Below are 26,714 nucleotides of genomic sequence, written 5' to 3' on the forward strand. Positions count from 1 at the left end.
CGAAAGTACGTAAAAGGATGGCAATGTCCGAACCCCGCGCATGAATCTGGAGAACCTTCATCTGCTCTTCTTCAAGAATTACGAAGAAGCCCAGCTTGCCTTTTCCCCGCACATCAATTGCTTTATCGGCGACAATGGCAGTGGAAAAACCAACCTGCTCGACGCCATCCATTACCTCTCGCTGACTAAGAGTGCCTTCACGCAGGCCGATGCCCAGAGCATCCGGCAGGGGGAGGAGTTTTTTGTGGTGCGGGGCCGGTTTGGGGGTCGGCCTGACGAAGCCCCGGCCGAAACCATCCAGTGCAGCCTGCGGGTGGGCCAGAAGAAAAGCGTCACCCACGACAAGCAAGCCTATGAGCGGGTGTCCGACCATATTGGGCGCTATCCGGTTGTGCTCATCTCGCCCTACGATACCGACCTGATTCGGCAGGGCAGTGAGGAGCGGCGCAAGCACTTCGACAGCCTTATGTCGCAGCTCGACCATGAGTACCTGGAGCTGCTCATTCGGTACACCCAGCTGCTCAAGCAGCGCAATGCCCTGCTCAAGCTGGCCGCCGACCGCCAGGCTGGCTACGACCGTGACTACCTGCTAACAATTGACAAGCAACTGGCCCCGCTGGGCGAGCAGCTGGTACAGCGCCGGCAGGAGTTTCTGGTCGGGTTCGAACCGCTCTTCCAGCGCCATTACGCCCAGCTCGCCGATGGCCAGGAGCAGGTCACGCTACTATATAAGAGCGAGCTGCCAGGTGCCGACTTTGGGAAGCTGCTACGGCTGCAGGAACGCCGCGACCTGACGTTGCAGCGCACCACCATTGGCCCCCACCGCGACGACTTCACTTTCCTGATGGATGAGAAGCCGGTGAAAGGCTACGGCTCGCAGGGCCAGCAGAAGTCATTTGTTATTGCCCTCAAGCTGGCCCAGTTTGAACTGCTGGCCGAGCGCCAGCACCAGAAGCCGCTGTTGCTGCTCGACGACATTTTTGACCGTCTTGATGAGAAGCGCATCACGCGCCTCATGCAGCTGGTAGCCGACCATACCTTCGGCCAGATTTTCCTGACCGATACGCATCTGGAACGCACCGACCGGGTGTTAGCCGAGCTGTCGGAAGATATCCGCCGGTTCCGGGTAGATGCCGGCACCGTAACGCGGTTGTAGCCGGGGGGCAGGGTATCTTTGTTGCGTTAGGCAGCGGGGCGTTTCTTCGCGCGTTAACTTACAGAAATGGCCATTAAAAAACCCTACGCCCCCGAAAATTCCCGCAAGGCCGACATTGTCTCGCTCAAAGACAGTATCACGTCTATGCTGCGTGCTTACCGGCTGCAGGGCAAGCTGAACGAGGTGACGGTGGTGGCCAGCTGGGAGAAGGTGATGGGCAAGGCCGTGGCCCTGAAAACCCAGCAGCTCTACGTGAGCAACAACAAGCTGTTCGTGCGCCTCTCCTCTGCGCCGCTCAAGCATGAACTGGTAATGGCCAAGACCAAAGTGCTGGCCAACCTCAACGCCGAGGTTGGCGAGGACATCATCAAAGAGGTAGTTTTCCTGTAGCCGGGTTACAGAGGCCTGCTTGCTTCACAGCGCCCATTTCTCCACCGCACTGCCTTACAACTGATGCACGGCTACCCCAGCCGATAAGGAAGCTATATACGGCATTCGTCTGCTGCTATATCCCCTGCCACGCCGGCACTTTCGCTCTCCCCTCTTCAGATGGCTGATGGCTCCCCGTGCCATAATGTATATGCTGTAGCGAGGCACACCTATCGTCAGCAGGACCAGCTACAGGTGCCACGCTTATGAGCAGGATCAGGAGTTGCACAATACTAGAACCAAACGGCTCCTTAGCGCAACCCTGCTTCTCCCCTTCTGCTACGCCGTAGCGGCTCAACTGCTGTGGTAGACAATGCGGCAACGCTCCCCATCCAGCAGCGCCATCTGGTCATCGACGGCTAAGCTGGTGCGGGCATTATCAAACTGTTCGCGGTACTGCTGCTGAAACTGCCGCCGCTTGATGGCTTCCTGGAAGCGGCGCACATCGTCGCGGGTTTCCAGTTCCAGGCCCGGCACCTGTGTAGGCTGGCCGCCTTCGTTTTTAGCCACCATGGTAAAGTAGCTCGTGTTGGTATGTTTCATCAGGCCGGTGCGCACATCTTCGGCCGTTACCTTAATACCTACCAGCAGCGAAGTGCGGCCTACATAATTGACGGAGGCCAGCAGCGAAACCAACTCGCCTACTTCCACCGGCTGCATGAAATTCACTCCATCTACGCTCACGGTTACACAGTAGGTACCGGCGTGTTTGGAGGCGGCGGCGTAGGCCACTTTATCCATTAGGGAGAGTAAAATACCGCCATGAATCTTACCTCCGAAATTGGCATACGACGGTATCATCAGCTCGGTGAGCGTGACGCGCGAGTAGGAAACAGGGCGGTATTCGGGGAGTACAAATGGGGGCATGAGGCGGCAGGTTAAACGGACTGAAGTTGTACAAAGCTAGTGCTTCCACCATGCTGCCCGGCTTCTCTCCCACCCTGTCCGGCCTTGTTCACTGTATAGCTATTTAGCCCCCACTTGCTGATTTCAACAAGCCTGCCCGCGCCTAACTGAACCAATCAAACGAACACAAATGGACAGCTGTACTCCGTGGCGGGTACGCCGCACAAGGCATACCAGTGCCTTGCTTATTCTGTATTGTATCATGGGTGCGCAAGGGACGCGCAACAGATATGTTTCACGTGGAACACTTCTGTTTTACTTCGGGCCGTACACTTTCAATAACAGCTCATTGTACGCCTCCAGTAAGGCGATATACTTCTGCTGAAGCAGCATAAGGTCTTTTAGACTATCGGCACCAGCAACTGTTGTAACTGCCGTGCGCGATGGAACACTACTATCGGACACATTTGTTACATTTCTTGCAGAAGGTGTTACACTAAAGGATATATCAGTTTGTTCTGCAATCGTAAAGTCGTTACTAAAGTCATGTCCGATAATTTCACCTACTCGTTTTACAAAGGTGTAATCAAGTTCGCGTTCCTTGAACTTGCGATACATTGTCGGACGTGTAATACCCAGGTCGTCTACTATCCGTGTAATAGATATTCCACTGTTTTTAATAGCATCCTGCAATATTTCGCCCTGGTGTGGCATAGATAACGGGTGTAAAGGAGTTCAGGATGTAAATATGTACAATACAATCTGCGTTACCAAAGCGTACGAATATGTTATGCTGATATAATGATACAGTTTAACAAAAGTGCACTGTGTTACAGCTTACAGACACACTATACGCGGACACATTTTTGTGTTACACATGGTACGTTACACATAATTGTAACGCCACAGCTATAAGTGAGTATGCTCCCCTCTGGCACAAAACACTAGCGAAGTGCCAGTAGCCGATCAGGATAGTCGGTGGTGATACCCCAGGGATTCAGCGCCAGTACAGTCCGTAAGTCGGTCGGCTCGTTCACGGTCCAGGGTACCAGTCGGATTTGCCGTCCGGTCAGTTCTGCGGCCAGCGTAGGGGTCAGTAGCCGGAAGTCGGGACCAACTACGGCTGGCGTAAAACCCAACGCCGCCAGATGTTCGGCCAGCGGCAGAGCGTCTTCGATGAGCAGGCACAAGGGTAGCGTGGGTACTGCAGCGCGGGCTAGCTGCAGGATGCGTTTATCGAAGCAGAGCAGCGTGGTGCGAGGCATGATTTGCAGCATCTGCAGTTCGGCCAAAACCAACGCCAGCAATTGGGCGGGCGGGGGCTGAAACAGGCCGTCGTGGGCCGGCTCGCTTTTGATTTCAACACTGTATTTCACCGGGCCACGGCCCAGCTGCCGGGCCAGGTTTTCGAGGTCGGCTACCACTTCGCGTAGCAAGGGCTTAGCGGCCTGCGTGGGTTGCTGCTCCGGAAAACCAGGGTGGCGCGTCAGGCCGCAGTCGTACTCCCGGATGCGGGCATAGGGCATCTGGTAGAGGTTGTGCTGGTGGGCTTCAGCGGGCACAATGGGTTCACCGGAAGGCAGCCGGCAGATGGCGGCGGACATCCAGGGCTCGTGCGAAACCACCACCTGCCGGTCGGCCGAAACCACTACATCCAGCTCCACAGCATCAACTCCTAGCCGCAATGCTTCGCGAAAGGCAGGCAGCGTATTCTCGGGCCGTAGTCCCCGGCAGCCGCGGTGGCCATGAACTTCGGGAAAATGCCCGGACGAAGGCAATAGCATAGGCGAAAACATAGCACCAACCGCCCAGCGCGGCTGGCCCAGTTGCTTACGCAGCCCGCGCTTCGGCGTAAGTAAATCGGCCTATTTTTACTTTGAAGCTGTTTAGGAAGTAGTCAGTCAGGCGCAAAACAGAAAAGACTCCCACAAAAGCGGGAAATTTGAGGTGCGACCCATCTCCTTTCCCTCCCTCATGGAAGTCTTGAGCAAAGATATAATTACCCGCTGGATACTGCCCTTGTTGCCGGCCCGTACTGGTGGCCGTCGCGCAACCGTCGACCCGGCTGAGGTGGTGGGCGCCATCTGCTACAAGCTCAAAACAGGCTGCCAGTGGCGCTGGCTGCCCGTAAAAGCCTTGTTTACCGGCGAGCCGCTAAGCTGGCAGGGCGTCTACTACCACTTCAACACATGGGGCAAGCAAGGGGTCTGGAAAACTATCTGGCTCAACAGCTTGCGTCTGCATCGGCGCCTGCTTGACTTATCCAGCATCCAACTCGACGGCAGCCACACGCCGGCTAAGAACGGCGGGGCGGCCATCGGCTACCAGGGCCGCAAAGCAGCCCGCACGACCAATGCCCTTTTCCTGGCTGATAACCAAGGCATGCCGCTGGCCGTGGCCACGCCCCAGGCGGGCAATCAGCATGACACGTTTGACTTGGAGCGCGTGTTTGCCGAACTCTGTGCGCTGCTCGAAGCGGCCAACCTGCGCCTGGATGGCTTATTTCTAAACGCCGACAAAGCTTTTGATGTCAACAGGTTGCGGCAGGCCTGCGCGGGCCGTGGTATCGAGGCCAACATCCCGCGCAACCGACGCTCGGCCGACTGGCAGACCGACGACGACACGCCGCTCGACCCCGAACTCTACCGCCGACGCCTGGTCATTGAGCGCCTCAACGCCTGGCTTGACGGCTTCAAGACCCTGCTCGTGCGCTACGAAACCAGCTTGCAAAACTGGCTGGCCATGCACTGGTTGGCCTTCACCGTATTGTTGTTGCGCAAAATTGCCCCATCTTCTACTTCCTAAACAGCTTCTTTCTCAATCTTCATTTCCCTTATTGCTTCATCTCTGCAACCCATGAAAAAGCTCCTCATCCTGCTAATACTCGCGGCCGTGGGCATTGGCGCCTACCTCTACTACTACAAGGTGCGCACCGCGCCCGAGTACTCGCTCATGCAGGCGTACAAGGCCATCAACGACCATGATCCGGCCACCTTTGAGCGGTACGTGGATGTGAACAGCGTTACGGGCAGCCTGGTGGATGAGGTAGCCAAAAACGGCTCGGCCCTGGGCGTGTTGAACCCCGGCGGCATGGCCATGACCGGAGCCCTGCGTCTGCTGAAGCCCCAGCTAACCCAGGCAGCCCGAAAGGAGGTGCAACGATACATTGAAACCGGCTCGGTAGAGGCCGCCGCAGCCGCCGCGCCCAACCGGCTGGTGAACGTGTCGATGCTGGGACTGGCCGGCAAGGTGGTGGGCGAGAACAGCAAGTTTCAGGGCATTGCCTACTCGCGTGAGGAAGGTGAGCAGGCACTGGTGGGCCTGGAGTTTACGCAGCCCCGCTACGATACCACTATGGTGTTGGAGGTGCAAATGCGCAAACGCGGCGACTACTGGCAGGCCACTGAAATCACGAACACCGGTGCCATTTTGCAACATGTGGCGCGTATGGAAAAACGCCGGCTGGTAGGAGGCAAGTAAGTACTGCCTACCCCAACAGAACTTCCAACAAAAAGCCCCGCCGTACCGAAGTACAGCGGGGCTTTCTGTTGTTGGCTGATAAATAACCGGGCTGTTTAGGTGCTGGATTTGCCACGACCTGCGAACAGGAAATAGAGAATCAGACCTCCCAGCGGGAAGAAGAACACAATGGCCGCCCACAGGATTTTCTTGCCAATTCCCCAGTTCTGACGGAAGATATCGAAAAGAACGAATACGTCGAGGGCCAGGATGATGTAGCCCCAAGTAGCCAGGCTACCGTCGTTGTTGAAGCGGCTACAGGAGGTGAGCAGCGAAACCGAGAGCAGCGAGAGAAGTAGGCCGGCACCGGGCAGACGTTTGGTGAGCGTGTTGATGGCGTTCATGGCAGGGAAAGGTTAGGATTAGAGAGATATGCCTCCTTTACGCATTGAACTCAAAATAGATATTTAAAATCGCCTATGAATATACTTAATAAGCTGATTTACAAGTACTTACCTACATACAATTGAATCTGTTCCAGAAAAATGCTGGCCGCCCGCGGAATAAGCACCAACGTGAGCACAACTCCATAGAGGGCACCGTAGAAGTGGGCATCGTGGTTGATGTTGTCGCCCTGGCGCTGGCCCATGTAGTAGGAATAGCCCAGATATAGGAGGCCAAAAATGAAGCCCGGGATTTCGAAGGGGATGGGGAAGATGTAGAGACCAGCCGCCGGGTTGAACAGGATGGCCGAAAACACCACCGCCGACACGCCGCCCGAGGCCCCGAGCGAGCGGTAGTTGGGGTCGTCGCGGTGGCGCAGGTAAGTAGGCACGCTGGAAACCACGATACCGCCCAGATATAGCAGCAGGTACCACAGCAGCCCCGCCGTAGGCCCGAAGGCATACCCGAAAATGGTTTCGACTACCCGACTGAACGAGTAGAAGGCAATCATATTAAACAGCAGGTGCGTGAAGTCGGCGTGCAGGAAGCCCGAGGTGAGGAAGCGGTACCAGTCGTTCTGGCGCTTCATCCGGTAAGGCTCCATAATCCAGCTTTCCAGAAAGTCGGGATTTGACCAGGCATAAAGAGAAATGCCGACCGTAATAACGGCCAGCACCAGGGTGGCGGAAATTTCCATTCAGGGGAGTAAGGGGTGATGGGAGAGAATTTGATGGATTGGAGGGTTGGAAAAGAACGGTGAGGGGTAAAAAACGTGTCATGCTGAGCGCAGCCGGAGGCGAAGCCGAAGCATCTCTACCGCTTCGTTGCAATGGTAATCCGACGATGGGATTAGCATTGCGGTAGAGATGCTTCGACTCCGCTGCGCTGCGCTCAGCATGACACGTGCTTTATCCCGTTACCGTTGCTCAGCTGTTTACTGCTACTGCTCGCGCTCCAGCAGCTGCAGGGCCAACTGGTGCAGGGGCTTTTTGCGCGTTTCGGGGGCCGCCACGCGCTCCAGGTGCTGCAGGGCGTCTACGAAGTAGTCGTTGATAAGCGCTTCGGTCTGGAGGCGTATTTCGAGCTCGTCGTAGATAGCGCGCACGGCCCGGATTTTACTTTCCTCGTCCGATACCGGCTGGCCAACGTGTTGGGACAACGTGGCCTGCTGGGCGGGGCTGGCCTGAGCCTGAGCGGTGAGCAGCAGGAAGGTCTTTTTATCGGCCAGAATGTCGCCGCCCACACGCTTGCCAAAGGTGGCCGCGTCGCCGTACACATCCAGCAAGTCGTCGCGCAACTGGAAAGCCAGGCCAACGTCCACACCAAACTGGCGCAGGTGGTCGGCATCTTCTTCGGAAGCGCCGCCGAGCCGGGCGCCCAGCTCCAGCGCGAAGCCCAGCAGCACGGCCGTTTTCAGCCGGATCATGTCCAGGTACTGGGCAATCGTAATGTCGGTGCGGGTTTCGAACTCCATGTCCCACTGCTGGCCCTCGCAGACTTCGGCGGCGGTTTGGGAGAACCGGCGCAGCAGCGGCGCCAGTAGCGGGGCAGGCACATCAAACAGCAGTTCGTAGGCCCGCACCAGCATCACGTCGCCGCTCAGAATGGCTACGTTGGGGTTCCACTTTTCGTGCACTGTGGGCTGGCCGCGGCGCAGCGGGGCCTGGTCCATCAGGTCGTCGTGCAGCAGGGTGAAGTTGTGGAAGACTTCGGTGGCCAGCGCGGGCCGCACCACGGCATCGAGCTCGTCGGTGAACAGGTGGGCACCCATAAGGGCCAGCACCGGCCGGATGCGCTTGCCCCCAAGGCCCATAATGTAGCGGATGGGCTCGTAGAGGCTCGTCGGCTCCTGCCCGTAGCGCAGGTCGGTGAGGCCAGCCGTGAGTTTAGCAGTGAAGAAAGAAAGGTCCATGCAAGGATTCAGATTGAGCAGGGAAAGGTACGGCGGGTTGCGGGAAGCGGTGCTCCGCCCAACTTCGTATCTTCCCTGGCATGAGAACTCAACCCCTGCCCCTGCTGCTTGTTTGGCTGCTACTCCCGACAGTGGCCGTAGCCCAGAACTCTTACAACCGCTGGGATGCGCGCCCACCCGACCCCATAGCGCCGCTGCCCCGCAAAACCAGCGGCCCGCCGGCTGCTCCCAAACCGGCCGCAGCAGTCCGGGTGCTTCGCGATTCGGTGGCCCTGACCAGTGGCGGGTATCTGGTGGCGGAGGTGATGCCGATGTTTCTGGGCGGGGCGCAGGCGATGTACGCAGCCATCAGCAGGAACCTAAAACGGCCCGGTGGCCCCCGGCAGCGCGGGTCGGTGCTGGTGCGGTTCACGGTATTGGCGTCAGGGGCCTTATCGGGCATCGGGGTAGTGCCGGGCCGGAGCCTAAACCCGGCCTACGATGCCGCAGCCGTAGCGGCAGTTAGCCGGCTGCCTGCCTCCTTTTCGCCGGGCAAGCGCGGCGGGCAGCCCGTCGATATGGTGCTGACGGTGCCGGTAGCGTTTCGGTAGCCACCGCGCCCGCACACCTGTCATCCTGACGAAGGAAGGACCTTACCACGCTAAAACGAACCGTCGTTCTGGCGTGATAAGGTCCTTCGCGATGCTCAGGATGACAGGTGGGTTCGGCCGCTACCGACGGCGCTTGCCCCCGCCGCCCTTGCTGCCTTTGCGCTCGCTCCGGCTGCTGGCGCTGTTGCTGCTGTTCTTGCCATCGGCCCGGCCACCGCCACCACCCGATTTGCCACCGCGGCTGCTGCCCCGGGGGGAGCGGCCACTGCCGCCGCCGTTGTCGCGGCGCTCCTGCTGCTCGCGCTGCTTCACCTCGTCGGGGCGGTCGTCTACCAGCGCAAAATCAATGGTGCGGTCGAGCAGGTTCACGGCCTTCACCTCCACCTGCAACTCGTCGCCGAACTGGATGATGCGCTTGCTGCGCTGGCCTACAAGGCGGTAGTTATCCTTGTCGAGCTCGAAGAAGTCGCCGGGAATGTCGCTGATGCGAATCATGCCCTCGCACTTGTTCTCGGCAATTTCCACGTACATGCCCCACTCGGTAAGGCCCGACACCACGCCGGTGAACTGCTCGCCGATGTGGTCCTGCAGGAACTCGACCTGCTTGAACTTGATGCTGGCCCGCTCGGCGCTGGCAGCCAGTTTCTCGCGCTCCGACGAGTGCTTGCACTCCTCCTCAATCGGCTCTACTTCCACGTTCTTGCCCCCTTCGAGGTAGTGCTCCAACAGGCGGTGGGCCATCATGTCGGGGTAGCGGCGGATGGGCGAAGTGAAGTGCGAGTAGTGCTCGAAGGCCAGGCCGAAGTGCCCGCGCGGGTCGGTGGTGTAGGTGGCCTTGGCCATGGTCCGGATGGCCAGCGTCTGGAGCACGTTCTGCTCGGGACGGCCTACCACTTCCACGTTCAGGTCGTTGAGTTCGGTGCTCAGCTTCTGCACATCTTTCAGCTCCAGGTGGTAGCCGAATTTCTTGGCAAACAACGCGAAGTTCTGCAGACGCTCGGGGTCGGGCGAGTCGTGCACCCGGTACACCATTGTGAAGCGCGGCTTGGTTTTCTTCAGCTTGAAGACGAACTCGGCCACCTTGCGGTTGGCCAGCAGCATGAACTCCTCAATCATCTTGTGGGCGTCCTTGCGCTCCTTCACGTACACGCCCAACGGCTTGCCGTCCTCATCGAGGCGGAACTTCACCTCCTGCGTTTCGAAGCTGATAGCGCCCTGCTTGAAGCGGGCCGCGCACAGCTTTTTGGCAATGCGGTTCATCAGCTGCACCTCCTGGGTGTAGTCCGATTCCAGGCCCTCAATCCGCTCCTGGGCATCCTCGTAGGCGAAGCGGCGGTCGGAGTGAATGACGGTTTTGCCCAGCCAGGTAGAGTACAGCTTGCCATTTTCATCGAGTTCGAACACGGCCGAAAACGTCAGCTTGTCCTCGTTGGGCCGGAGCGAACAGAGGCCGTTACTCAGGTGCTCGGGCAGCATCGGAATCACGCGGTCCACGAGGTACACCGAGGTGGCGCGGCTGCGGGCCTCGTTTTCGAGGGCCGTATCGAGCTTCACATAGTGGGTTACGTCGGCAATGTGCACCCCTATTTCCCAGCGTCCGTTTTCGAGCTGCTGAATGGACAGGGCATCATCAAAGTCCTTGGCGTCGGCTGGGTCGATGGTGAACGTGGTGATGTGGCGGAAGTCGCGGCGGCGGGCAATTTCCTCGGGCGCAATCGTGTCGGACATGGCCTGGGCCTCGGCTTCCACCTCGGCCGGGAACTCAAACGGCAACCCGAACTCGGCCATGATGGCGTTGATTTCGGCTTCGTTGCCACCGGCCTGCCCGAAGGTGCGCACCACCACGCCGGCCGGCGAGCGGTCGGAGCCGTCCTCGGGGAACTCGGTGACGTGCACCAGTACTTTGTCGCCGTGCTCGGCACCGTTCAGGTCGTCCTGGCTCACATACACATCGAAGTACAGCTTGCGGTTGTCGGCCTTCACGAAGGCTGCATGGTCGCGAATCTGGAGGCGGCCCACCACCTCGGGGCGCTTGCGGTCGAGCACCTCCACCACGTCGCCCACGGGGCGGCCGTCGCGGGAGCCGCGCAGGCGCAGGCGCACGGTGTCGCCCTGCATGGCAAAGCGCAGGCGGTCGGTAAACACGCGCACGTCGTTTTCCGTCTCCTCGCTAATCACGAAGGCATACTTTTCGGTGGCCAGCGCCACGGTGCCCACAATGGTGTCGCCCCCGCTCTCGCGGCGGCGGCGCGGGGCCTGCGGGTCGTCGGCATCGGCAAAGTCGAAGCCGGCCTCGCGGCGGCGGTGCACCACGGGGTCCTGACCAAATTCGCTTTCCACTACCCGGCCACCGCGGGGTAGCTTTTTGCCAGGGGGCAATTCGCCGGGTTCGGCAACGGGCGTTGTAGGAGCTTCGGCTGCTTCCTCGGTTTCGTCTTTCCTGGCCCCCTTCCGACGGCCTTTAGGGGCAGCGGCCAGTGCCGCCTGCGCTTCGTCGGTCAGGCGGTACTCGTCGTTCTGAATCAGGAGCAGCTGGTTTTGCTGGCGCAGCTCGCGCAGGTGGGCAAACACCACCTCGCGCTGGTCCTTGGTGGTTACGCCAAGGCGGCGCGAGAGCTGCCGATACGTGAGCACCTTGCCGGGGTTGTCGCGGAAAATCCGCATAATCTGGTCCTGGCTGATGGGGGCCGCGGCGGCGGCGGACTCGGGGGCAGGGGCCTTCGCGCGGGAGGCGCGGGGGGCCGATGGGGAGGGTTGTTTCATGGAATCGGGCCGCCGGTATTGTCGTTTTCTCAGGCGGCAGAGGTTGAATTGGGTGGAGGCAGTCGATTGATTGCCTCCGGGAAAATGAAAAGGGAAGCGGCTAAGCCGGCTTCGAAAGATAGTACGGAATATAACGGAGAATAACTATATCAGGGTTGGCGGGGGTAAGTAAACGTCATGCAGAGCATGTGGCGCATCAAGCCAGGGACGAAGCATCTTGCGTGCTTCTACGCTCGGCTGGCCACGGCGGCGCGGATATCGGCCGGCGAATCGCGCGGGATGGCGGCCAGCAGTTGCCGGGTGTACTCGTGCTGGGGGTTGGCGTAGATATCGGCGGCGGGGCCGCTTTCTACAATTTGCCCCTGGCGCATCACCAGCAGCCGGTCGCTCATAAACCGGGCCACCGACAAGTCGTGGGTGATAAATAGATAGGTGATGCCGAACTCGCGTTTGAGGTCGTTGAGCAGGTTGAGGACCTGCGCCTGCACCGACACGTCGAGGGCCGAAACCGACTCGTCGCAGATGATGCACTTAGGTTGCAGGGCCAGGGCTCGGGCAATGCAGATGCGCTGGCGCTGGCCGCCGCTGAACTCGTGGGGGTAGCGCTGGAAGTGCTCCTCGCGCAGGCCCACCGTGCGCAGCAGCTCCAGCACTCGGGCCTTTTGCTGCTCGCCGCTGCCGCCTACCCCGTGCACCCGCATAGGCTCCCAGATGGCCTCGCCCACTGTCAGCATAGGGTTGAGGGCGGCGTAGGGGTCCTGGAACACCATCTGAAAATCGCGCCGCCGCCGCCGCAGGGCCTCAGCCGGCAGCGTGGCCCAATCGTCGTTGCCAAACAGGATGCGGCCCCCGGTTGGTTCCACCAGCCGCAGCAGCGCCCGGCCCAGCGTGGTTTTACCGCAGCCCGATTCGCCCACCAGCCCCACGGTTTCGCCGGGGTAAATGGCGAAGCTCACCCCATCCACGGCCCGCACAAACTCCGGCTTCCGATTGAAAAACCCTTTGCGAATCGGGAAGTATACCTGCAGGTTTTCGACCTGAAGAAGAGGTGCTGCGGAGCCTAGAGCTCTAGAGGCTATGGAGTGCGCCGTAGTAGTAGCGGCAGTTTCAGGAGCCTCCTTTGCAGCTGCCTCTCCCCTGCTTGCTTCCCCCTCGCTATCGTGCGAGGTGCCGTTTAGCCCATGGCTTAAGCTTTGGGAAGCCGGCGGCATAAGGTCCGCTTGGTCTGACTGAGAAGCCGCCGCCAGCGGGTCGGAAGTGAGCGGTAACGGCAGGCCCGATTCGGCCGAGGGCGCCGATTCGAGGCCAAAATGCGGGGTTTCGGGTCGTGAAACAGAATGTTCCACGGGGAACATTTTGGTAGTATCGGTTCCGCTGGCATGTACTACTCCCGTTTCAGCAGCCATTTCAGCCTCAAGCACTTGCGCCGTATCGGTTTCAGTGGCAATAAAGCCCCCATCAGCTGTTTCACGCATGAAATCGGCTACTACGGGAAGTTTTTTGCGGCCTACCGAAAGTTTTGGGCGGCAGGCCAGCAGGCCCTTGGTGTAGGGGTGCTGGGGGTTGGTGAAGATGTCGAGCACCGGGCCCTGTTCCACCACGCGGCCGCGGTACATGACCAGAATACGGTCGGCTATTTCGGCTACTACGCCCAGGTCGTGGGTGATGAAGATGACGGCCGTATCGTGCTCCCGGCGTAGCTCGTCAATCAGGCGTAGCACCTGCGCCTGCACGGTTACGTCGAGAGCCGTGGTGGGCTCGTCGGCGATGAGCAGGGCAGGGTTGCAGGCCATGGCCATGGCAATCATCACGCGCTGCTTCTGGCCCCCGCTGATTTCGTGGGGGTAGCTGGCGAAGATTTTCTCGGGCCGGGGCAGCCGGGCCATCGTGAACAGCTCGACGGTGCGGGCACGGGCCTCCTGCTCGGTTAAGCTGGTGTGCAGGCGCAGAGCCTCCACCACCTGGGGGCCGCAGTGGTACACCGGGTTCAGCGAGGTCATGGGCTCCTGAAAAATCATCCCAATGTCGTTGCCGCGGACCTGCCGCAGCTGCTCGTCGCTCAGGGTGAGCAAATCCACGTCGCCCAGCGCCGCACTCTGAAACCGGGCCTCCCCTGCCGCCACCCGGCCGGGCGGCATGGGCACCAGCCCCATCAAAGCCAGCGAGGTAACCGACTTTCCCGAACCCGACTCGCCCACAATAGCCAGCGTCTCGCCCCGGTGCAGGTCAAACGTAATGCCCTCCACGGCCCGCGTGTTGCCGCGGTGGCTGTGGAAGTCGATGGTCAGGTCGCGGACGGAGAGGATGGGCATAGGGAGTAGTGAGTAGTGAGTAGTGAGTAGTGAGTAGTGAAGGAACGAAAACGTCTGTCATCCTGACGAAGGAAGGACCTTATCCCGCAAGAAAGGTCGCAATAACGACTCATTTCAAGGTGATAAGGTCCTTCCTTCGTCAGGATGACAGGCGGATTTGGTCAACCCTCAATCCAACTGGCAACCGAAACCTACGCTACGCCCGAAGCCTCCGCGTCGCGGCGGGCCTGGGTGGCTTCTTTGGCAGCGCGCTCCTCGGCTTCGGCGGCTTCGAAATGCTGACCGTAGAAGCGGTTCTGAAACAGCAGAATCAGGGCCACGCCCACGAAAATGGCGGCATCGGCAATGTTGAAAATGGGCCAGAGCGAGAGGTGCGAACCGCCCACCAGCGGCCAGGTGGAGGGCAGGATGCCTTCGTAGATGTCCACGTAGAGCATGTCAATCACCTGCCCGTGCAGCCAGGGCGTGGGTGCCCCAAAGGGCGCGTTGTTGTAAATGACGCCGTAGAAAATCGAGTCGATGAGGTTGCCGATGGCGCCGCCCAGAATCAGCGAGATGCAGATAATGAGGGCGTTGGGCGCGTGCTGCTTCCAGAGGCGGTAAATGTAGTAGGCAATGCCCGTTACGGCCACCAGCCGGAACAGCGTCAGGAACATCTTGCCGAAGGGCTCGGGCAGCTCCACGCCGAACGCCATGCCCGGATTGAGCGTGTAGTGCAGCTTGAACCAGTCGCCGAACACGGGGATTTCGCCGGCCATGCCCATGGGCATGTAGCGGTGCACGGCCCATTTCGAGAGCTGGTCGATGACGATGACGAGCAAGGCCACGAGGTAGTATTTCCAGTACTTCATTTTTTAGAACTGAGAGGTTAGATGTGAGAAGTGAGACTTCGCTCTGACAGGCTGTCAGCGTTGTTCCCTCCCTCCTCTCGTAGCACAAAGGGACGAAGATTTTTAGACTTAGTCCCGTGGCCTCGGAGCCCGGCTGTCTGCCCGGCGGTATATGTTCTGGTGGTCGGTTTGTGCCCTTTTGAGCCGGATTTCGGGGCCGACTCCGGGCTTTATGCGCCGGTGTGCCAACCGCCGGTTTGGGGCCGGCGGTTGGCGCTTCAGTCTCAGGCAGTTGCCACCTGCAACTGCACGGGCACCTGGTAGTCGTCGAATTCGAGCACGGAATCACCGTTCACATCGGCCGCAAAATCGAGACTCAAGGCCTGGATTTCCTCGCGGATGTAGTCGCCGAAACGCTGCACGGCGGCTTCCAGCTCGGGCTGCCGGCCTAGGATTACGCGGATTTTGTCCTGCACTTCCAGGCCGCTGTCTTTGCGCAGGTTCTGAAGGCGGTTCACCAGCTCGCGGGCCACGCCTTCCTGGCGCAACTCATCGGTCAGGGTCACGTCGAGGGCTACCGTGAGGGGGCCGTCGGTGGCCACGAGCCAGCCGGGCAGGTCGTCGGTGCGGATTTCCACGTCGTCGGGGGCCAGGGTGTAGGTTTCGCCGTCGATATCCACCGTCAGGCTTCCCTCCTTCTCCAGCTGGCTGATTTCCGGGGCCGTCATCTGCTGAATGCGGGCACCTACTACCTTCAGCTTGGGGCCGTACTGCTGGCCGAGGCGCTTGAAGTTGGGCTTCACCGACTTCACCAGCACGCCGCTGGTATCGTCGAGGAACTCCACGTGCTTCACGTTCACCTCGGCGCAAATCAGGTCTTCCACTTTGCCCACCTGTTCGCGGGTACGGTCATTCAGCACCGGCACCAAGATGCGCTGCAGCGGCTGGCGCACCTTCAGCACCGACTTCTTGCGGAGCGAGTGGGTGAGCGAGGAAATGCGCTGGGCCAGCTCCATGCGCTCCTCCAGCGCCTTGTCGATGCGGGCCTCATCGGCCTGCACCAGCAGCGTCAGGTGGATGGATTCCGGCTTGTCGGTGGACTGACTTCCAGAATTCAAGTTCTGATACAACCACTCGGCAAAAAATGGTGCGATGGGCGACATAAGCTGGGCCACCACTTCGAGGCACTCCTGCAGCGTTTCGTAGGCGGCGCGCTTGTCGGTGGTCAGCTCGCCCTTCCAGAACCGCCGGCGCGAGAGGCGCACGTGCCAGTTGGAGAGCTGGTCGGTGACGAAATCCTGGATGGCGCGGGCGGCCTTGGTGGGGTCGTAGGCGTCGTAGTGGCCGCGCACTTCCTGAATCAAGGACTGCAGCTTGCTCAGCACCCAACGGTCCAGCTCGCCCAGCTCGGCGTGCGGCACGCGCGGTTTCTGGCCCGGCCGGAAGCCGTCGAGGTTGGCGTAGAGGGCGTAGAACGAGTAAGTGTTGAACAGCGTGCCGAAGAAGCGGCGCTGCACCTCCGTGATGCCGTTGAGGTCGAATTTGAGGTTGTCCCAGGGCTGGGCGTTGGCAATCATGTACCAGCGCGTGGCGTCGGGACCGTACTGGGCGATGGTGGCAAACGGGTCGACGGCGTTGCCGAGGCGCTTGCTCATCTTGTTGCCGTTCTTGTCCAGTACCAGGCCGTTGGCCATCACGTTCTTGTAGGCCACCGAGTCTTCCAGCATCACAGCCAGCGCGTGCAGCGTGAAGAACCAGCCGCGGGTCTGGTCCACGCCTTCGGCAATGAAATCGGCCGGGAAATTCTGGTGGAATTTCTCGCTGTTTTCGAGCGGATAGTGCCACTGGGCGTAGGGCATGGCGCCGCTGTCGAACCAGACGTCAATCAGGTCCGGCTCGCGGTACATGGGCTGGCCGCTGGGGCTCACCAGGAAAATATCGTCCACGTAGGGCCGGTGCAGGTCCACCTTTTCGCCGTTGGCGTAGGGGTTGTGGGTCATGATTTCGGCCGCTACGGCCTTGTCAATCTCCTGCTTCATCTGCTCGATGCTGCCGATGCAGATTTCCTCCGAGCCGTCCTGGGTGCGCCAGATGGGCAGCGGCGTGCCCCAGTAGCGCGAGCGGCTCAGGTTCCAGTCCACGAGGTTTTCGAGCCAGTTGCCGAAGCGGCCGGTGCCGGTGCTGGCGGGCTGCCAATTGATGGTTTTATTGAGCTCGATGAGCCGGTCTTTCACCGCCGTGGTTTTGATAAACCACGAGTCGAGCGGGTAGTAGAGGACGGGCTTGTCGGTGCGCCAGCAGTGCGGGTAGGTGTGCTCGTACTTCTCCACTTTGAAGGCCGTGCCGTCGCCTTTCATGCGGATGGCAATGCTTTCGTCGAGGGTTTTGTAGTCGGCGCCGCTCTGGTCGTGGCCGTCGTAGTTCTTCACCCAGCGGCCGCCGAATTCGCCCATCTGGGCCACGTAGCGGCCGGTGCGGTCCACGATGGGGCCGAGCTTGCCCTCGGCGTCGGCCAGCAGCAGGGCCGGAATACCGTTCTGCTGGGCCACCCGGAAGTCGTCGGCGCCAAACGTGGGCGAGATGTGCACGATGCCGGTACCGTCCTCGGTCGTCACAAAGTCGCCGGGAATCACGCGGAAGGCATTTTCCTCGCCCTCGAAGGCAGGGAAACCAGTTTCGTGACCGAAGAGCCGCTCGTAGCGGATGCCGACGAGGTCGGCCCCTTTAATATTTCCCTGAACAGAATAAGGTATTCTCCCTCTGTTGATGAATTTAGAAAGCTCTTTTTTATCCTCGTCTGAAGCAGACAGTAATGTTTCAGGATTAAGGTTTTCCAACCAAGTTTCTAACACTCCCTGCAAGGCAGTTGAAAGACTCTTTTTTTCAATCAAAAAGTCATCCCAGCCAAACAGTTTTTTAACCAAGTTCTGGGCTGCAACAACCAAGATGGGCTGAAGTGTATAAGGATTGATTGTCCTTATTAGCTCGTAAGTAATGCTCTTACCAACAGCCAAACCCGTGTTAGCGGGTAGCGTCCAAGGCGTAGTTGTCCAAGCCAAAATGAAAGTATCTGGCTTATAGGAATTAGTGGAGGGAAACAAATTTGCTTTTTCCGACGCCGCATCCCGCACCACCTTGAACTGGGCCACTACCGTCGTGTCTTTCACATCCCGATACGTGCCGGGCTGGTTCAGTTCGTGCGAGGAGAGGCCGGTGCCGGCGGCCGGCGAGTAGGGCTGGATGGTGTAGCCCTTGTAGAGCAGGCCTTTGTCGTAGAGCTTCTTGAGCAGCGCCCAGCAGCTTTCGATGTACTTGGGCTCGAAGGTGATGTAGGGGTCGTCGAGGTCCACCCAATAGCCCATCTTCTCGGTCAAGTCGTCCCACTGCGCCTTGAAGCGCATCACGGTTTCGCGGCAGCGCTGGTTGTACTCCTCGATGCTGATTTTCTTGCCGATATCCTCCTTGGTGATGCCCAGCTCCTTTTCCACCTGCAGCTCGATGGGCAGGCCATGGGTGTCCCAGCCGCCCTTGCGGGGCACCTGCTTGCCCAGCAGCGTCTGGTAGCGGCAGAAGATGTCCTTCACCGTCCGGGCCATTACGTGGTGGATGCCGGGGGCGCCATTGGCCGAGGGTGGTCCCTCGTAAAACACGAACGTGGGCTGGCCTTCACGGCTGCTCACACTCTTCTCAAAGATGCTGTTCTGCTTCCACCACGCCAGGATATCGGTGCCAACCTGGCCGTAATTGAGCGGCTGCTTGTATTCGGGGTAGGACATTTTATGTTGAGCTATTTAGCCTCTAGTCGCCTCACCCCCTAGCCCCCTCTCCAGGGGGAGAGGGGGAACTAGATATAGGTGCAACGAGCTAGCGCTAGAATTCGAATTCAATTTTTAGACTAGTTCCCCCCTCTCCTTTTTCGGAGAGGGGGCTAGGGGGTGAGGCGACTAGAGGCTAGAAGAAGACGACTAACTCTTCCGCATCCGTCCCAAATCCAGTTCCAGTTCGTCGTCCTCGGCGTGGTAGTTGTCGTCGTAGTGCTTAATGGCCGACTGGTCAATGGTGGTTTCGTCGGCCCCGTGCTCGAAGGTAACGAGCAGGCAGGGCAGCAGAATCAGGTTGGAGAAGTTGGTGATGAGCAGGCTGGCCGACATGAGCAGGCCCAGGGCCTTGGTGCCGCCGAACTCCGAGAAGGCAAACACCGAAAAGCCCAGAAACAGCACAATGCTGGTGTAAATCATGCTGGTGCCGGCCTCGCTGAGGGTGGTGCTGATGGCAGCCCGTACCCGGCGGCCGTTACTGGCCATTTCCTGCCGGAACTTGGCCAGCAGATGGATGGAGTTGTCGCCATCGATACCCAGCGCAATACTGAAAATAAGGGCCGTGCTGGGCTTGAGCGGGATGCCGAAGTAGCCCATAATACCGCCCGTGAGCAGCAGGGTGAAGAAGTTGGGCAGCAGGGCAAAAAACACCGAGCGCACCGAGCGAAACAGAATCAGCACTACTAGGCCCACTAGAATAAAGGCGTGCAGCAGGCTGTTCTTAAGCGTTCCGATCAGGAACTCGTTGCCCTTGGTGAAGATGATAGTGGTGCCGGTAAGGCGGGCGGTGAGGTCGGTATCCTTGAAAATCTTGTCAATTTGGGGCCGTATCTTGTTGGTGAGCAGCGTATCGAGGTTCTGCGAGCCGATGTCGGCAATTTTGAGCGAGATGCGGGCCTCGCGCATCGTCGAGTCGGTGAACGAGCGGAGCAGCTTGCCGGTGAGGTTGCCCTCGGCCCCGGGCTGGCTTTGCGAGCGGGCCAGGTAGCTGAAGATGTAGTTTTTCTCGGAGTTATCCGGCAGGCGGTAAAACTCGGGGCTGCCGTTGTAAAAGGCCTGATTCGAGGCCTTCAGGGCCGTCACCACGCTCACCGGGCTCGTAAGCACCGGCAGGGTGCGCAGGTAGTTTTCGAGCCGGTCGATGCGCTCCAGGTTTTTGAGTTTTAGCAGGCCTTTGGCTTTGCCAGTGTCCACCACAATTTCCAGCGGCATCACGCCATTGAAATGCTGCTCAAAGAACTTGAGGTCGGAATTCACCGATGAATCCTTGGGCAGATCGTCCACCATATACGACACCGACTGCACCTTGCTCACGCCCACGGCGGCCAGCACCGACAGTGCCAGCGTGGTCAGGTATACCGTGCGGCGGCGCTCCAGCACCAGGTAGTCGAAAAACTCCAGCAGCTTGATGAGCGGCTTGGCCTCCAGGTGGTCCAGCTGCTTGGGCGTGGGCGGCGGCAGCACGGTGAAGATGATGGGCATCAGAATAAACGACACCAGAAAGGCGACGTAGATATTGATGGTGGCCACCAACCCGAACTGGAACAGAATGGCAATGTTGGTGAAGCAGAACACCACGAAGCCAATGGCCGTGGTGGTGTTGTTCATCAGCGTTACGAGGCCGATTTTGCGCACTACGCGCGTCATGGCCAGCACCTGGTTGCCCGATTTGCGGTAGTCGTAGTGGTAGCGGCTGAGCAGGTAGGTGCAGTTGGGAATGCCGATAACGATGATAATGCTCGGAATCAGGCCCGTAAGCAGGTTGATTTTATAGCCCATCAGCACCATGGAGCCGATGCACCAGGTTACCACAATCAGCACAATCAGCAGCGGGAACACCACCGCCGACCACGTTCGGAAGAACATGAGCAGCGTCAGGGCCATCATCACGATGGTCAGGGCCACAAACAGCTTCATTTCCGAGGCTACCTTGGTCGTCATCGTGGCCCGCACGTAGGGCAGGCCGGCGTAGTGCAGCCGGATTTCAGTATCCTTCTCGAAGCGGTGGGCGTGGGCCAGAATTTCGGCCATAACGGCCTCTCGCCGGCTCGAATTGAGGTACTTGGGGTCGAGGGTGAGGGCCAGCAGCGTGGCGCCGGTAGTGGGCGAAATCAGTTGGCCCTTATAAAACTGCTGCTCGTTCACTACCCGCATCAGCGAGTCGAGGTCGGACTGCGAGCGGGGCGGCCCGCGGAAAATGGGCACGGCCCGGAAGGTGCGGTTGACGGTGTCTTTTTCGAGCCGCGGCAGCCGCGTCACGCTCAGTACGCCATTTACACCCTCTACCTTGCTCAAGGTATCAGTGAGCAGCCGCAGCTGGTTGAACTTGCCCAGCTGGTACACCGAGCTGTCCTGCATACCCAGCACGAGCACGTTGCCGTCCTCGCCGAACTGGCGCTTGAACTGCTGGAAGTACACCATGTCCGGGTCGTCGGGCGCCACTACCTGGGCGAAATCATAGGTCATTTCGACCTTGCGCGCCTCCCAGGCCATAAACAGGGTAATGGCCGCCAGCAGCCCTACCAGCAGCTTACGGTTCTTAATTACAAACAGGGCAAGATTCCGCCACATAGACCGTTAAAATGCAGCAAAGGTACGCAACCCGGTTCAGGTAGCCGGACCGAACTAATCAGTAAGTGCCGGACGGACAGCTGCTTTGAGGAAGAATTATTTCAGAGCAAACATTTTTTATTTGGAATATATGAAACATTTTGCGTCATATTTTCCGTAAAGACAGCTTTTTCAGACGGTTGCAAATACATTCATTTGCATTATTCAAATAACGTCTTGTTATTTTTAAATTGACATGGTATTGTACCATTCACCCGATACATCTCTCACCTTCGACTCCGATTCGGCTACCTTGCTCCTAAGCTACACGGCTACCGGGCTATCGGTTTCATTCGGGCAGGCTTACCAGCTGGCGCTGGAGGAGATGCTGACCCAGAATATTGGCCGGCTGCTCCTCGACCTTAAGCGTAATGCCCCTTCCACCGACGACCTAGAAGAGTTGCTGGCCCCGCTCGGCGAAGCCGTAGCCAAGCAGCCCGACCAGACCCTGTTTATTGCCGCCCTCGTTTCGGAGGGCCAATACCAGTACCAGATTGGCAATTCGCTGGCGTCCTCTTCCCTCCCGCCGGCCCAGGTCGAGTTCAACTACTTCACCTCCCGCCACGACGCCACCCAGTGGCTGAGTGAGAACTGATTTAGAGAAGCTAGGAGGTAGAAGTTAGAATTCCGGCTGTCATCCTGAGCGCAGCGAAGGACCTTATTACGCTTGAACGACCGTAACAACGATTCGTTTTCACGTGATAAGGTCCTTCGCTTTGCTCAGGATGACAGCCGGAATTCTAACTTCTAGCTCTGGTTCTTTCTCTTACAACTGCTCGAAAATGCGCGAGAAGCTTACGGCCTCGCCAATGTAGCCGCGCAGCTCCGAGATGGGCATGCGGGTCTGTTCGCGCGAGTCGCGGTGGCGTACTGTTACGGTATCGTCCTCCAGCGTCTGGCCGTCTACCACGATGCAGAAGGGCGTGCCGATAAGGTCCTGGCGGGTGTAGCGCTTACCGATGGCGTCGCGCTCCTCCATAATCACGCGGAAATCGTGGCGCAGGCTGTTGAAGATTTCGGTGGCCTTCTCGGGCATGCCGTCCTTTTTAACCAGCGGGAAAATGGCCGCCTTGATGGGCGCTACGGCCGGATGCAGGCGCAACAGAGTGCGGGTTTTGGTTTGCTGCTGCTCGCCTTCGCCCTCGGTAATGGTTTCTTCCTGGTAAGCCTGGCACAGCGTGGCCAGAAACAGGCGGTCGGCGCCGGCCGAGGTTTCCACCACGAAGGGCACGTAGTTGCCGTAGGCCTTCCCGGTTTCGGGGTCAATGTCGGCATCAAAGTACTGCTGCTTCTTCTTGCTCAGAGCTTGGTGCTGGCTCAGGTCGAAGTCGCCGCGCGAATGGATGCCCTCGATTTCCTTGAAGCCGAAGGGGAATTCATACTCGATATCGACAGCGGCCTTGGCGTAGTGGGCCAGCTTTTCGTGGTCGTGGAACCGGAGTTTCTCGGTGGGCAGGCCCATTACCTCGTGCCAGCGGCGGCGCATGGTTTTCCAGTGCTCGTACCACTCGCCCTCGGTGCCGGGGCGAACAAAAAACTGCAACTCCATCTGCTCGAACTCGCGCATCCGGAAGATGAACTGCCGGGCCACAATTTCGTTGCGGAAGGCCTTGCCGATCTGGGCAATACCGAACGGCACCTTCTGGCGGGCCGATTTCTGCACGTTCAGGAAGTTGACGAAGATGCCCTGGGCCGTTTCGGGGCGCAGGTATATCTGGCTCGAATCTTCGGCCACCGCGCCTACCTGCGTGCTGAACATAAGGTTGAACTGGCGCACCTCAGTCCAGTTGCCGGTTTTACTGATGGGGCAAACGATTTTCTCATCAATGATGAGTTGTTTGACGCCGGCCAGATCCTCAGCCGTCAGCAGGCGTCCCATTTCGGCTAGGAGGGTTTCGGCGCGGGCCAGCTCGCCGTTTTTCTCGTACTCGGCGGCTTTGTCTTCGAGCAACACGTCGGCGCGGTAGCGCTTCTTGCTGTCGAGGTTGTCAATCATGGGGTCCGAGAAGCCATCGACGTGGCCCGAGGCTTTCCAAGTGAGCGGGTGCATGAAAATAGCTGCATCGAGGCCCACCACGTTCTGGTGCAGCTGGGTCATGGCTTTCCACCAGAGCTGCTTGAGGTTGTTTTTGAGCTCCACGCCGTTGGGGCCATAGTCGTACACGGCGGCCAGGCCGTCATAGATTTCCGACGACTGGAATACGAAGCCGTATTCCTTGGCGTGCGACACGATGTTGGCCAGCGTGCCTTCGGTAGTGGCCGCGGCGGCGGGTTTGGGGGCGTTGCTCATGGCAGATGCGGGGTTGAGAGAAGAGTCGTTTCGGGCAAAGCACGTAACGACAGGCAAAAGTAACCAAAGCCTCGCCCGCAACCGCACCCTGGTGTAAAACGGCTTCTCTGACAGTTGGAAGGCAGATTTCAGCCGTAGTTGGCAATCCTGCGTTTAGCCCTCCAGCCGGCCAACCAGCCGGGCCAGTAACAATTTCATAACCTTGCCCTGCCTGAGGTCCGAAGTACCTTTGGATTTGTTTTTCCCGATTTCTCACCCAACTACTCCCTTATGTTTGGCTTAGAGCCTCATGTGCTGCTGCTGCTGGCTGCCTGCCTGATAGCGGCTTGCGCCTTCGAATTCGTGAATGGTTTCCACGACACGGCCAACGCCGTAGCCACGGTCATCTACACGAATGCCCTGCGCCCCTGGGTGGCCGTTATCTGGTCGGCATTCTGGAATTTTGTCGGCGTGCTCACGGGCGGCGTGGCTGTGGCCATGACCATTGTGTACCTGCTGCCCGTCGAAAGCCTCGTAGATGGCAACGTGTACCACGGCATTGCCATGGTGGGCGCGCTCATTATCGGGGCCATCATCTGGAACATTGGCACCTGGTACTACGGCCTGCCCTCGTCGTCGTCGCACGCGCTTATCGGCTCGATTCTGGGCGTGGGCATTGCCTACAGCTTCCTGCCCGGCGTCATCAATTCGGGGGTGAACTGGAGCAAAGCAGGCGACACCGGACTGGCGCTCATCGTAGGCCCGGCCTTCGGTTTCACGCTCACCATTCTGCTCATGTTTCTGCTGCGGCGGCTTATCAAAGACAAATCCATCTTCAAGGAGCCGCACAAGCATAAGCCACCACCGCTCTGGATCCGCCTCATTCTGGTGGTTACCTGCACACTGGTAAGCTACTTCCACGGCTCGAACGACGGCCAAAAGGGTGTGGGTCTGATTATGCTCATCCTCATTGGTATTGTACCCGCCTATTTCGCCCTCGACCACACCAAAAATCCGCTTGATATGCGCGACTCGTTGGTGCGCGTAGAGCAGGTAATGAGCCGCGTAAACGTACCCGAGCTAAGCCGGGAAGACCAGAAAACGGTGGCCGAAATCCGGGTGCAGACCAACGCGCTCGACCGGATTTTCGAAGGCAAGAGCAAGGTCGAGCAGATTCCACAGTCCGACCGTTTCGAAATCCGCAAGGCCATTCTCTTGCTCTCTAATCGCGCCAAGCTTATCCAAGAAAGCGACAAAGTACGCCTGAGCACCCGCGACCGGCAGACGCTGGACGATGGGTTGAAAGGCCTGAAATCGTTTACTGACTATGCCCCTACCTGGGTATTCGTCATCGTGTCGCTGTCGTTGGGCATTGGCACAATGGTCGGCTGGCAGCGCATTGTAAAAACCATTGGCGAGCGGATTGGCAAGGAGCACCTGAGCTATGCCCAGGGAGCCTCTTCTGAACTGGTAGCCGCCTCCATGATTGGCATCAGCTCGGCGCTGGGCCTGCCGGCTTCCACTACGCACGTGCTTACCTCATCTATTGCAGGTAGCATGGTGGCCAGCCGGGGCGTGAAGAATGTGAACCCTGTAATGGTGCGCAACATTGCCCTGGCCTGGATACTCACGCTACCGGTTACCATGGCGCTTTCGGGCCTGCTATTTCTGCTGTTCCGTGCCATTCTGCCGGGCTAATCTATTTAGCAGTTTATTGGAATAAGACAAAAAGCCACTCCGAAATTCGGAGTGGCTTTTTTAGTCTATTGCTGCTTTTCAGCCTGGTGTCAGAATGGGACAACTGTCCCATTAGTAAATACTAAAACAGTGAAAATACGGAAAATGAAGAGGTTATCAACTTATCAACAGCTAAAAGGCCGGGGTTTGTGGATAACTACAGTCTAAGCGGGCCATTGCACTTCTAAATCCTCATCAATAAACACCCCGAAGTTAACGAACTGTAGCTCCTCATCTTCGAAATACATGTCGATCATTTCCTTCTCATAGGAAATGCGCATCTCCCCGGTGTCCATTTTTTCAATCTCGCTTTGCTCGTGGCCGTGGCGCTGCATCAGTTCCTGAATCTGCTCGGGGCTGCGGCCATGAATAGCTTCGCCGTAGAGCCGGATGCCAGGGTGGTCGGTTTCGATGCAGCTCAGGCGGTAGTCATCTTCGCGGTCGAAGTAAAGCGAGTAGCCTTCGTCGAGGTAGTTCCAGGCCTGGTGCTCAAACTCGTCATCGTCTTCCGACTCTTCAATTTCCTCGGGCTCGCCCATCAGCGAGCGAACCTCGTCCTGGGAGGCGCCAAACTTGAGCGGCCCCATGCCGGTACCAAGGCGGATTTCGTGTTCGTCGGTGCTGGAGGGTTGGGCAGGGTGTTGCATAGTGGTCTGTTTTTAAGCTGAGAGCTATCAGCTGCTAGCTGATAGCTTTTGCTGGGTTAACGGTTTTGAAGGTCGAATGGTCAAAGCTAACAGCTAAAAGCTACCCGCTTTTTCCAAATTCACTTGCCGTAGCGTTCCTGAAACTCGGCGCGCTGCTCCTGGTAGTCGGGGTGGGCGCGGGCCTCGTCCCATTTGGCTTTAAAGATGGCGGCCGATTTGGCCTTTACGGGGTCTTCGGGGGCGCGGGGTAGCTCGGGGCGGCCGTGGGCGCCACTCTGGCCTTTTTTGTCGTCGGGCACGGGGCCATCGTACTTTTTGCCGCCGCGGTGGTTGGCGTAGCGCCGGGCGCGGGTGTAACCCATCTGCAGAAACTTGCGGGCCATGTCGGCCCCCACAAAGTCGTGGGCCTTCAGGTAAGCCTCAAACAGCCCGTAAATAGTATCGGCCGACTCCCGGGCCACCTCGGGCGTCCGGAAGCGCCAGTGGGGCAGAATCTCGCCTTTATAGGGCTGTACCAATAGCACACCCTGCTCGCCCTTGCCCACCCGGTACAGTTCGGGGTGGCGGCGGAAATCCACGGCAGCAAAATCGAGGGTGTAGTCGAAGGGCATAGGCGGCAGCCGGGCAACCGCCGGCAAGGAGCAACAGCCCTGTATACGCGGCTTCGCCCGGCGGGGCTGCCCCGGTTGCGGCAAAACCCGCTAACTGGGCCCTGGCAGCGTGGCGCCGGCTTCCGGCCCGGCACCGGCCGCTAGGCAAGGCGTTTTCTGAAACCGGCCTGCTTATCCACAAGCTTAATAACTTTTGAAATATCTTTTTTTAAATAAATCTTTTTAATCCCCATCGTTAGGGCTGTTGATAAGTGGATAAGAAAAGCAGGTTATCCACGGTC

The 26,714-nt window shown here is 58.8% G+C and carries 21 protein-coding genes; 7 read left to right on the plus strand and 14 right to left on the minus strand.

What is annotated here, in order from left to right; all coding sequences use genetic code 11:
* The first annotated feature begins 40 nt into the window (after positions 1-40).
* Together recF and J7E24_RS03840 are read left to right on the plus strand one after the other, a co-directional pair.
* A complete protein-coding gene (gene recF, locus J7E24_RS03835) occupies positions 41-1,156 on the plus strand; it encodes a DNA replication/repair protein RecF (RefSeq protein ID WP_215135283.1) in 1,116 nt (371 codons plus the stop codon).
* 66 nt (positions 1,157-1,222) lie between these two features.
* Positions 1,223-1,546 carry a DUF721 domain-containing protein gene (locus tag J7E24_RS03840; protein WP_215135285.1) on the plus strand — a complete coding sequence of 108 codons (324 nt, stop codon included), beginning with the start codon at positions 1,223-1,225 and terminating at the stop codon, positions 1,544-1,546.
* 333 nt (positions 1,547-1,879) lie between these two features.
* Here J7E24_RS03840 and J7E24_RS03845 read toward each other — a convergent pair whose 3' ends face one another.
* The 3 genes from J7E24_RS03845 to J7E24_RS03855 all read right to left on the minus strand — a co-directional run bounded on the left by J7E24_RS03845 (position 1,880) and on the right by J7E24_RS03855 (position 4,215).
* On the minus strand, positions 1,880-2,452 hold the full coding sequence (locus tag J7E24_RS03845; protein WP_251047007.1) for an acyl-CoA thioesterase: 573 nt from the start codon (positions 2,450-2,452) through the stop codon (positions 1,880-1,882).
* Between the two features lie 294 nt (positions 2,453-2,746).
* A complete protein-coding gene (locus tag J7E24_RS03850) occupies positions 2,747-3,145 on the minus strand; it encodes a helix-turn-helix domain-containing protein (RefSeq protein WP_215135287.1) in 399 nt (132 codons plus the stop codon).
* 230 nt (positions 3,146-3,375) lie between these two features.
* Positions 3,376-4,215 (minus strand): glycerophosphodiester phosphodiesterase family protein, encoded by an 840-nt coding sequence (locus J7E24_RS03855; protein WP_215135289.1) that lies wholly within the window; start codon positions 4,213-4,215, stop codon positions 3,376-3,378.
* 190 nt (positions 4,216-4,405) lie between these two features.
* On the opposite strand from J7E24_RS03855, the gene J7E24_RS03860 reads away from it, so the two are divergent.
* Both J7E24_RS03860 and J7E24_RS03865 read left to right on the plus strand, forming a co-directional pair.
* A complete protein-coding gene (locus J7E24_RS03860; protein WP_215135291.1) occupies positions 4,406-5,236 on the plus strand; it encodes an IS5 family transposase in 831 nt (276 codons plus the stop codon).
* Between the two features lie 51 nt (positions 5,237-5,287).
* Positions 5,288-5,911, plus strand: a complete 624-nt coding sequence (locus tag J7E24_RS03865; protein ID WP_215135292.1) for a DUF2939 domain-containing protein — start codon at positions 5,288-5,290, stop codon at positions 5,909-5,911.
* A gap of 95 nt (positions 5,912-6,006) precedes the next feature.
* On the opposite strand, the gene J7E24_RS03870 is transcribed toward J7E24_RS03865, so the two are convergent.
* From J7E24_RS03870 to J7E24_RS03880, 3 genes are all read right to left on the minus strand, one after another.
* Positions 6,007-6,294 (minus strand): PLD nuclease N-terminal domain-containing protein, encoded by a 288-nt coding sequence (locus J7E24_RS03870; protein ID WP_215135294.1) that lies wholly within the window; start codon positions 6,292-6,294, stop codon positions 6,007-6,009.
* A gap of 98 nt (positions 6,295-6,392) precedes the next feature.
* The gene (locus tag J7E24_RS03875) at positions 6,393-7,031 is read right to left on the minus strand and encodes a rhomboid family intramembrane serine protease (RefSeq protein ID WP_215135296.1); all 639 of its coding nucleotides are present in this window, start codon (positions 7,029-7,031) and stop codon (positions 6,393-6,395) included.
* Between the two features lie 243 nt (positions 7,032-7,274).
* Positions 7,275-8,246: a polyprenyl synthetase family protein gene (locus J7E24_RS03880; protein WP_215135298.1), complete on the minus strand. Its 972-nt coding sequence runs from the start codon at positions 8,244-8,246 to the stop codon at positions 7,275-7,277.
* A gap of 80 nt (positions 8,247-8,326) precedes the next feature.
* Between J7E24_RS03880 and J7E24_RS03885 the strand changes: the two genes are divergently transcribed.
* Positions 8,327-8,836: an energy transducer TonB gene (locus J7E24_RS03885; RefSeq protein ID WP_215135300.1), complete on the plus strand. Its 510-nt coding sequence runs from the start codon at positions 8,327-8,329 to the stop codon at positions 8,834-8,836.
* Between the two features lie 120 nt (positions 8,837-8,956).
* On the opposite strand, the gene rnr is transcribed toward J7E24_RS03885, so the two are convergent.
* The 5 genes from rnr to J7E24_RS03910 form a co-directional block, all read right to left on the minus strand.
* The gene (gene rnr / locus J7E24_RS03890) at positions 8,957-11,599 is read right to left on the minus strand and encodes a ribonuclease R (RefSeq protein WP_215135302.1); all 2,643 of its coding nucleotides are present in this window, start codon (positions 11,597-11,599) and stop codon (positions 8,957-8,959) included.
* 227 nt (positions 11,600-11,826) lie between these two features.
* Entirely contained in the window at positions 11,827-13,911 is a 2,085-nt protein-coding gene (locus tag J7E24_RS03895; RefSeq protein WP_215135304.1) for an ABC transporter ATP-binding protein, read from the minus strand.
* Positions 13,912-14,102: 191 nt separating this feature from the next.
* Complete coding sequence (locus J7E24_RS03900) at positions 14,103-14,762, minus strand: lipoprotein signal peptidase (protein ID WP_215135306.1); 660 nt, start codon at positions 14,760-14,762, stop codon at positions 14,103-14,105.
* 263 nt (positions 14,763-15,025) lie between these two features.
* On the minus strand, positions 15,026-18,517 hold the full coding sequence (ileS, locus tag J7E24_RS03905; RefSeq protein WP_215135308.1) for an isoleucine--tRNA ligase: 3,492 nt from the start codon (positions 18,515-18,517) through the stop codon (positions 15,026-15,028).
* A gap of 189 nt (positions 18,518-18,706) precedes the next feature.
* Complete coding sequence (locus J7E24_RS03910; protein ID WP_215135310.1) at positions 18,707-21,130, minus strand: efflux RND transporter permease subunit; 2,424 nt, start codon at positions 21,128-21,130, stop codon at positions 18,707-18,709.
* Between the two features lie 235 nt (positions 21,131-21,365).
* Here J7E24_RS03910 and J7E24_RS03915 point away from each other — a divergent pair, with 235 nt between their 5' ends.
* Positions 21,366-21,764, plus strand: a complete 399-nt coding sequence (locus tag J7E24_RS03915; protein ID WP_215135312.1) for a hypothetical protein — start codon at positions 21,366-21,368, stop codon at positions 21,762-21,764.
* A 171-nt stretch (positions 21,765-21,935) separates the two neighbouring features.
* On the opposite strand, the gene J7E24_RS03920 is transcribed toward J7E24_RS03915, so the two are convergent.
* Positions 21,936-23,459, minus strand: a complete 1,524-nt coding sequence (locus tag J7E24_RS03920; RefSeq protein ID WP_215135314.1) for a glycine--tRNA ligase — start codon at positions 23,457-23,459, stop codon at positions 21,936-21,938.
* A gap of 270 nt (positions 23,460-23,729) precedes the next feature.
* Between J7E24_RS03920 and J7E24_RS03925 the strand changes: the two genes are divergently transcribed.
* On the plus strand, positions 23,730-25,136 hold the full coding sequence (locus tag J7E24_RS03925; RefSeq protein WP_215135316.1) for an inorganic phosphate transporter: 1,407 nt from the start codon (positions 23,730-23,732) through the stop codon (positions 25,134-25,136).
* Between the two features lie 203 nt (positions 25,137-25,339).
* On the opposite strand, the gene J7E24_RS03930 is transcribed toward J7E24_RS03925, so the two are convergent.
* A complete protein-coding gene (locus J7E24_RS03930; protein WP_215135318.1) occupies positions 25,340-25,822 on the minus strand; it encodes a hypothetical protein in 483 nt (160 codons plus the stop codon).
* A gap of 119 nt (positions 25,823-25,941) precedes the next feature.
* Complete coding sequence (locus J7E24_RS03935; protein WP_215135320.1) at positions 25,942-26,433, minus strand: DUF4385 domain-containing protein; 492 nt, start codon at positions 26,431-26,433, stop codon at positions 25,942-25,944.
* Positions 26,434-26,714 lie beyond the last annotated feature (281 nt).

Source organism: Hymenobacter sp. ISL-91 (assembly GCF_018613725.1).
GTDB lineage: Bacteria > Bacteroidota > Bacteroidia > Cytophagales > Hymenobacteraceae > Hymenobacter.

Coding starts and splice junctions, on each gene's coding strand:
- recF (WP_215135283.1), top strand. CDS start 41: ATGAATCTGGAGAACCTTCATCTGCTCTTCTTCAAGAATTACGAAGAA.
- J7E24_RS03840 (WP_215135285.1), top strand. CDS start 1,223: ATGGCCATTAAAAAACCCTACGCCCCCGAAAATTCCCGCAAGGCCGAC.
- J7E24_RS03845 (WP_251047007.1), bottom strand. CDS start 2,452: ATGCCCCCATTTGTACTCCCCGAATACCGCCCTGTTTCCTACTCGCGC.
- J7E24_RS03850 (WP_215135287.1), bottom strand. CDS start 3,145: ATGCCACACCAGGGCGAAATATTGCAGGATGCTATTAAAAACAGTGGA.
- J7E24_RS03855 (WP_215135289.1), bottom strand. CDS start 4,215: ATGCTATTGCCTTCGTCCGGGCATTTTCCCGAAGTTCATGGCCACCGC.
- J7E24_RS03860 (WP_215135291.1), top strand. CDS start 4,406: ATGGAAGTCTTGAGCAAAGATATAATTACCCGCTGGATACTGCCCTTG.
- J7E24_RS03865 (WP_215135292.1), top strand. CDS start 5,288: ATGAAAAAGCTCCTCATCCTGCTAATACTCGCGGCCGTGGGCATTGGC.
- J7E24_RS03870 (WP_215135294.1), bottom strand. CDS start 6,294: ATGAACGCCATCAACACGCTCACCAAACGTCTGCCCGGTGCCGGCCTA.
- J7E24_RS03875 (WP_215135296.1), bottom strand. CDS start 7,031: ATGGAAATTTCCGCCACCCTGGTGCTGGCCGTTATTACGGTCGGCATT.
- J7E24_RS03880 (WP_215135298.1), bottom strand. CDS start 8,246: ATGGACCTTTCTTTCTTCACTGCTAAACTCACGGCTGGCCTCACCGAC.
- J7E24_RS03885 (WP_215135300.1), top strand. CDS start 8,327: ATGAGAACTCAACCCCTGCCCCTGCTGCTTGTTTGGCTGCTACTCCCG.
- rnr (WP_215135302.1), bottom strand. CDS start 11,599: ATGAAACAACCCTCCCCATCGGCCCCCCGCGCCTCCCGCGCGAAGGCC.
- J7E24_RS03895 (WP_215135304.1), bottom strand. CDS start 13,911: ATGCCCATCCTCTCCGTCCGCGACCTGACCATCGACTTCCACAGCCAC.
- J7E24_RS03900 (WP_215135306.1), bottom strand. CDS start 14,762: ATGAAGTACTGGAAATACTACCTCGTGGCCTTGCTCGTCATCGTCATC.
- ileS (WP_215135308.1), bottom strand. CDS start 18,517: ATGTCCTACCCCGAATACAAGCAGCCGCTCAATTACGGCCAGGTTGGC.
- J7E24_RS03910 (WP_215135310.1), bottom strand. CDS start 21,130: ATGTGGCGGAATCTTGCCCTGTTTGTAATTAAGAACCGTAAGCTGCTG.
- J7E24_RS03915 (WP_215135312.1), top strand. CDS start 21,366: ATGGTATTGTACCATTCACCCGATACATCTCTCACCTTCGACTCCGAT.
- J7E24_RS03920 (WP_215135314.1), bottom strand. CDS start 23,459: ATGAGCAACGCCCCCAAACCCGCCGCCGCGGCCACTACCGAAGGCACG.
- J7E24_RS03925 (WP_215135316.1), top strand. CDS start 23,730: ATGTTTGGCTTAGAGCCTCATGTGCTGCTGCTGCTGGCTGCCTGCCTG.
- J7E24_RS03930 (WP_215135318.1), bottom strand. CDS start 25,822: ATGCAACACCCTGCCCAACCCTCCAGCACCGACGAACACGAAATCCGC.
- J7E24_RS03935 (WP_215135320.1), bottom strand. CDS start 26,433: ATGCCCTTCGACTACACCCTCGATTTTGCTGCCGTGGATTTCCGCCGC.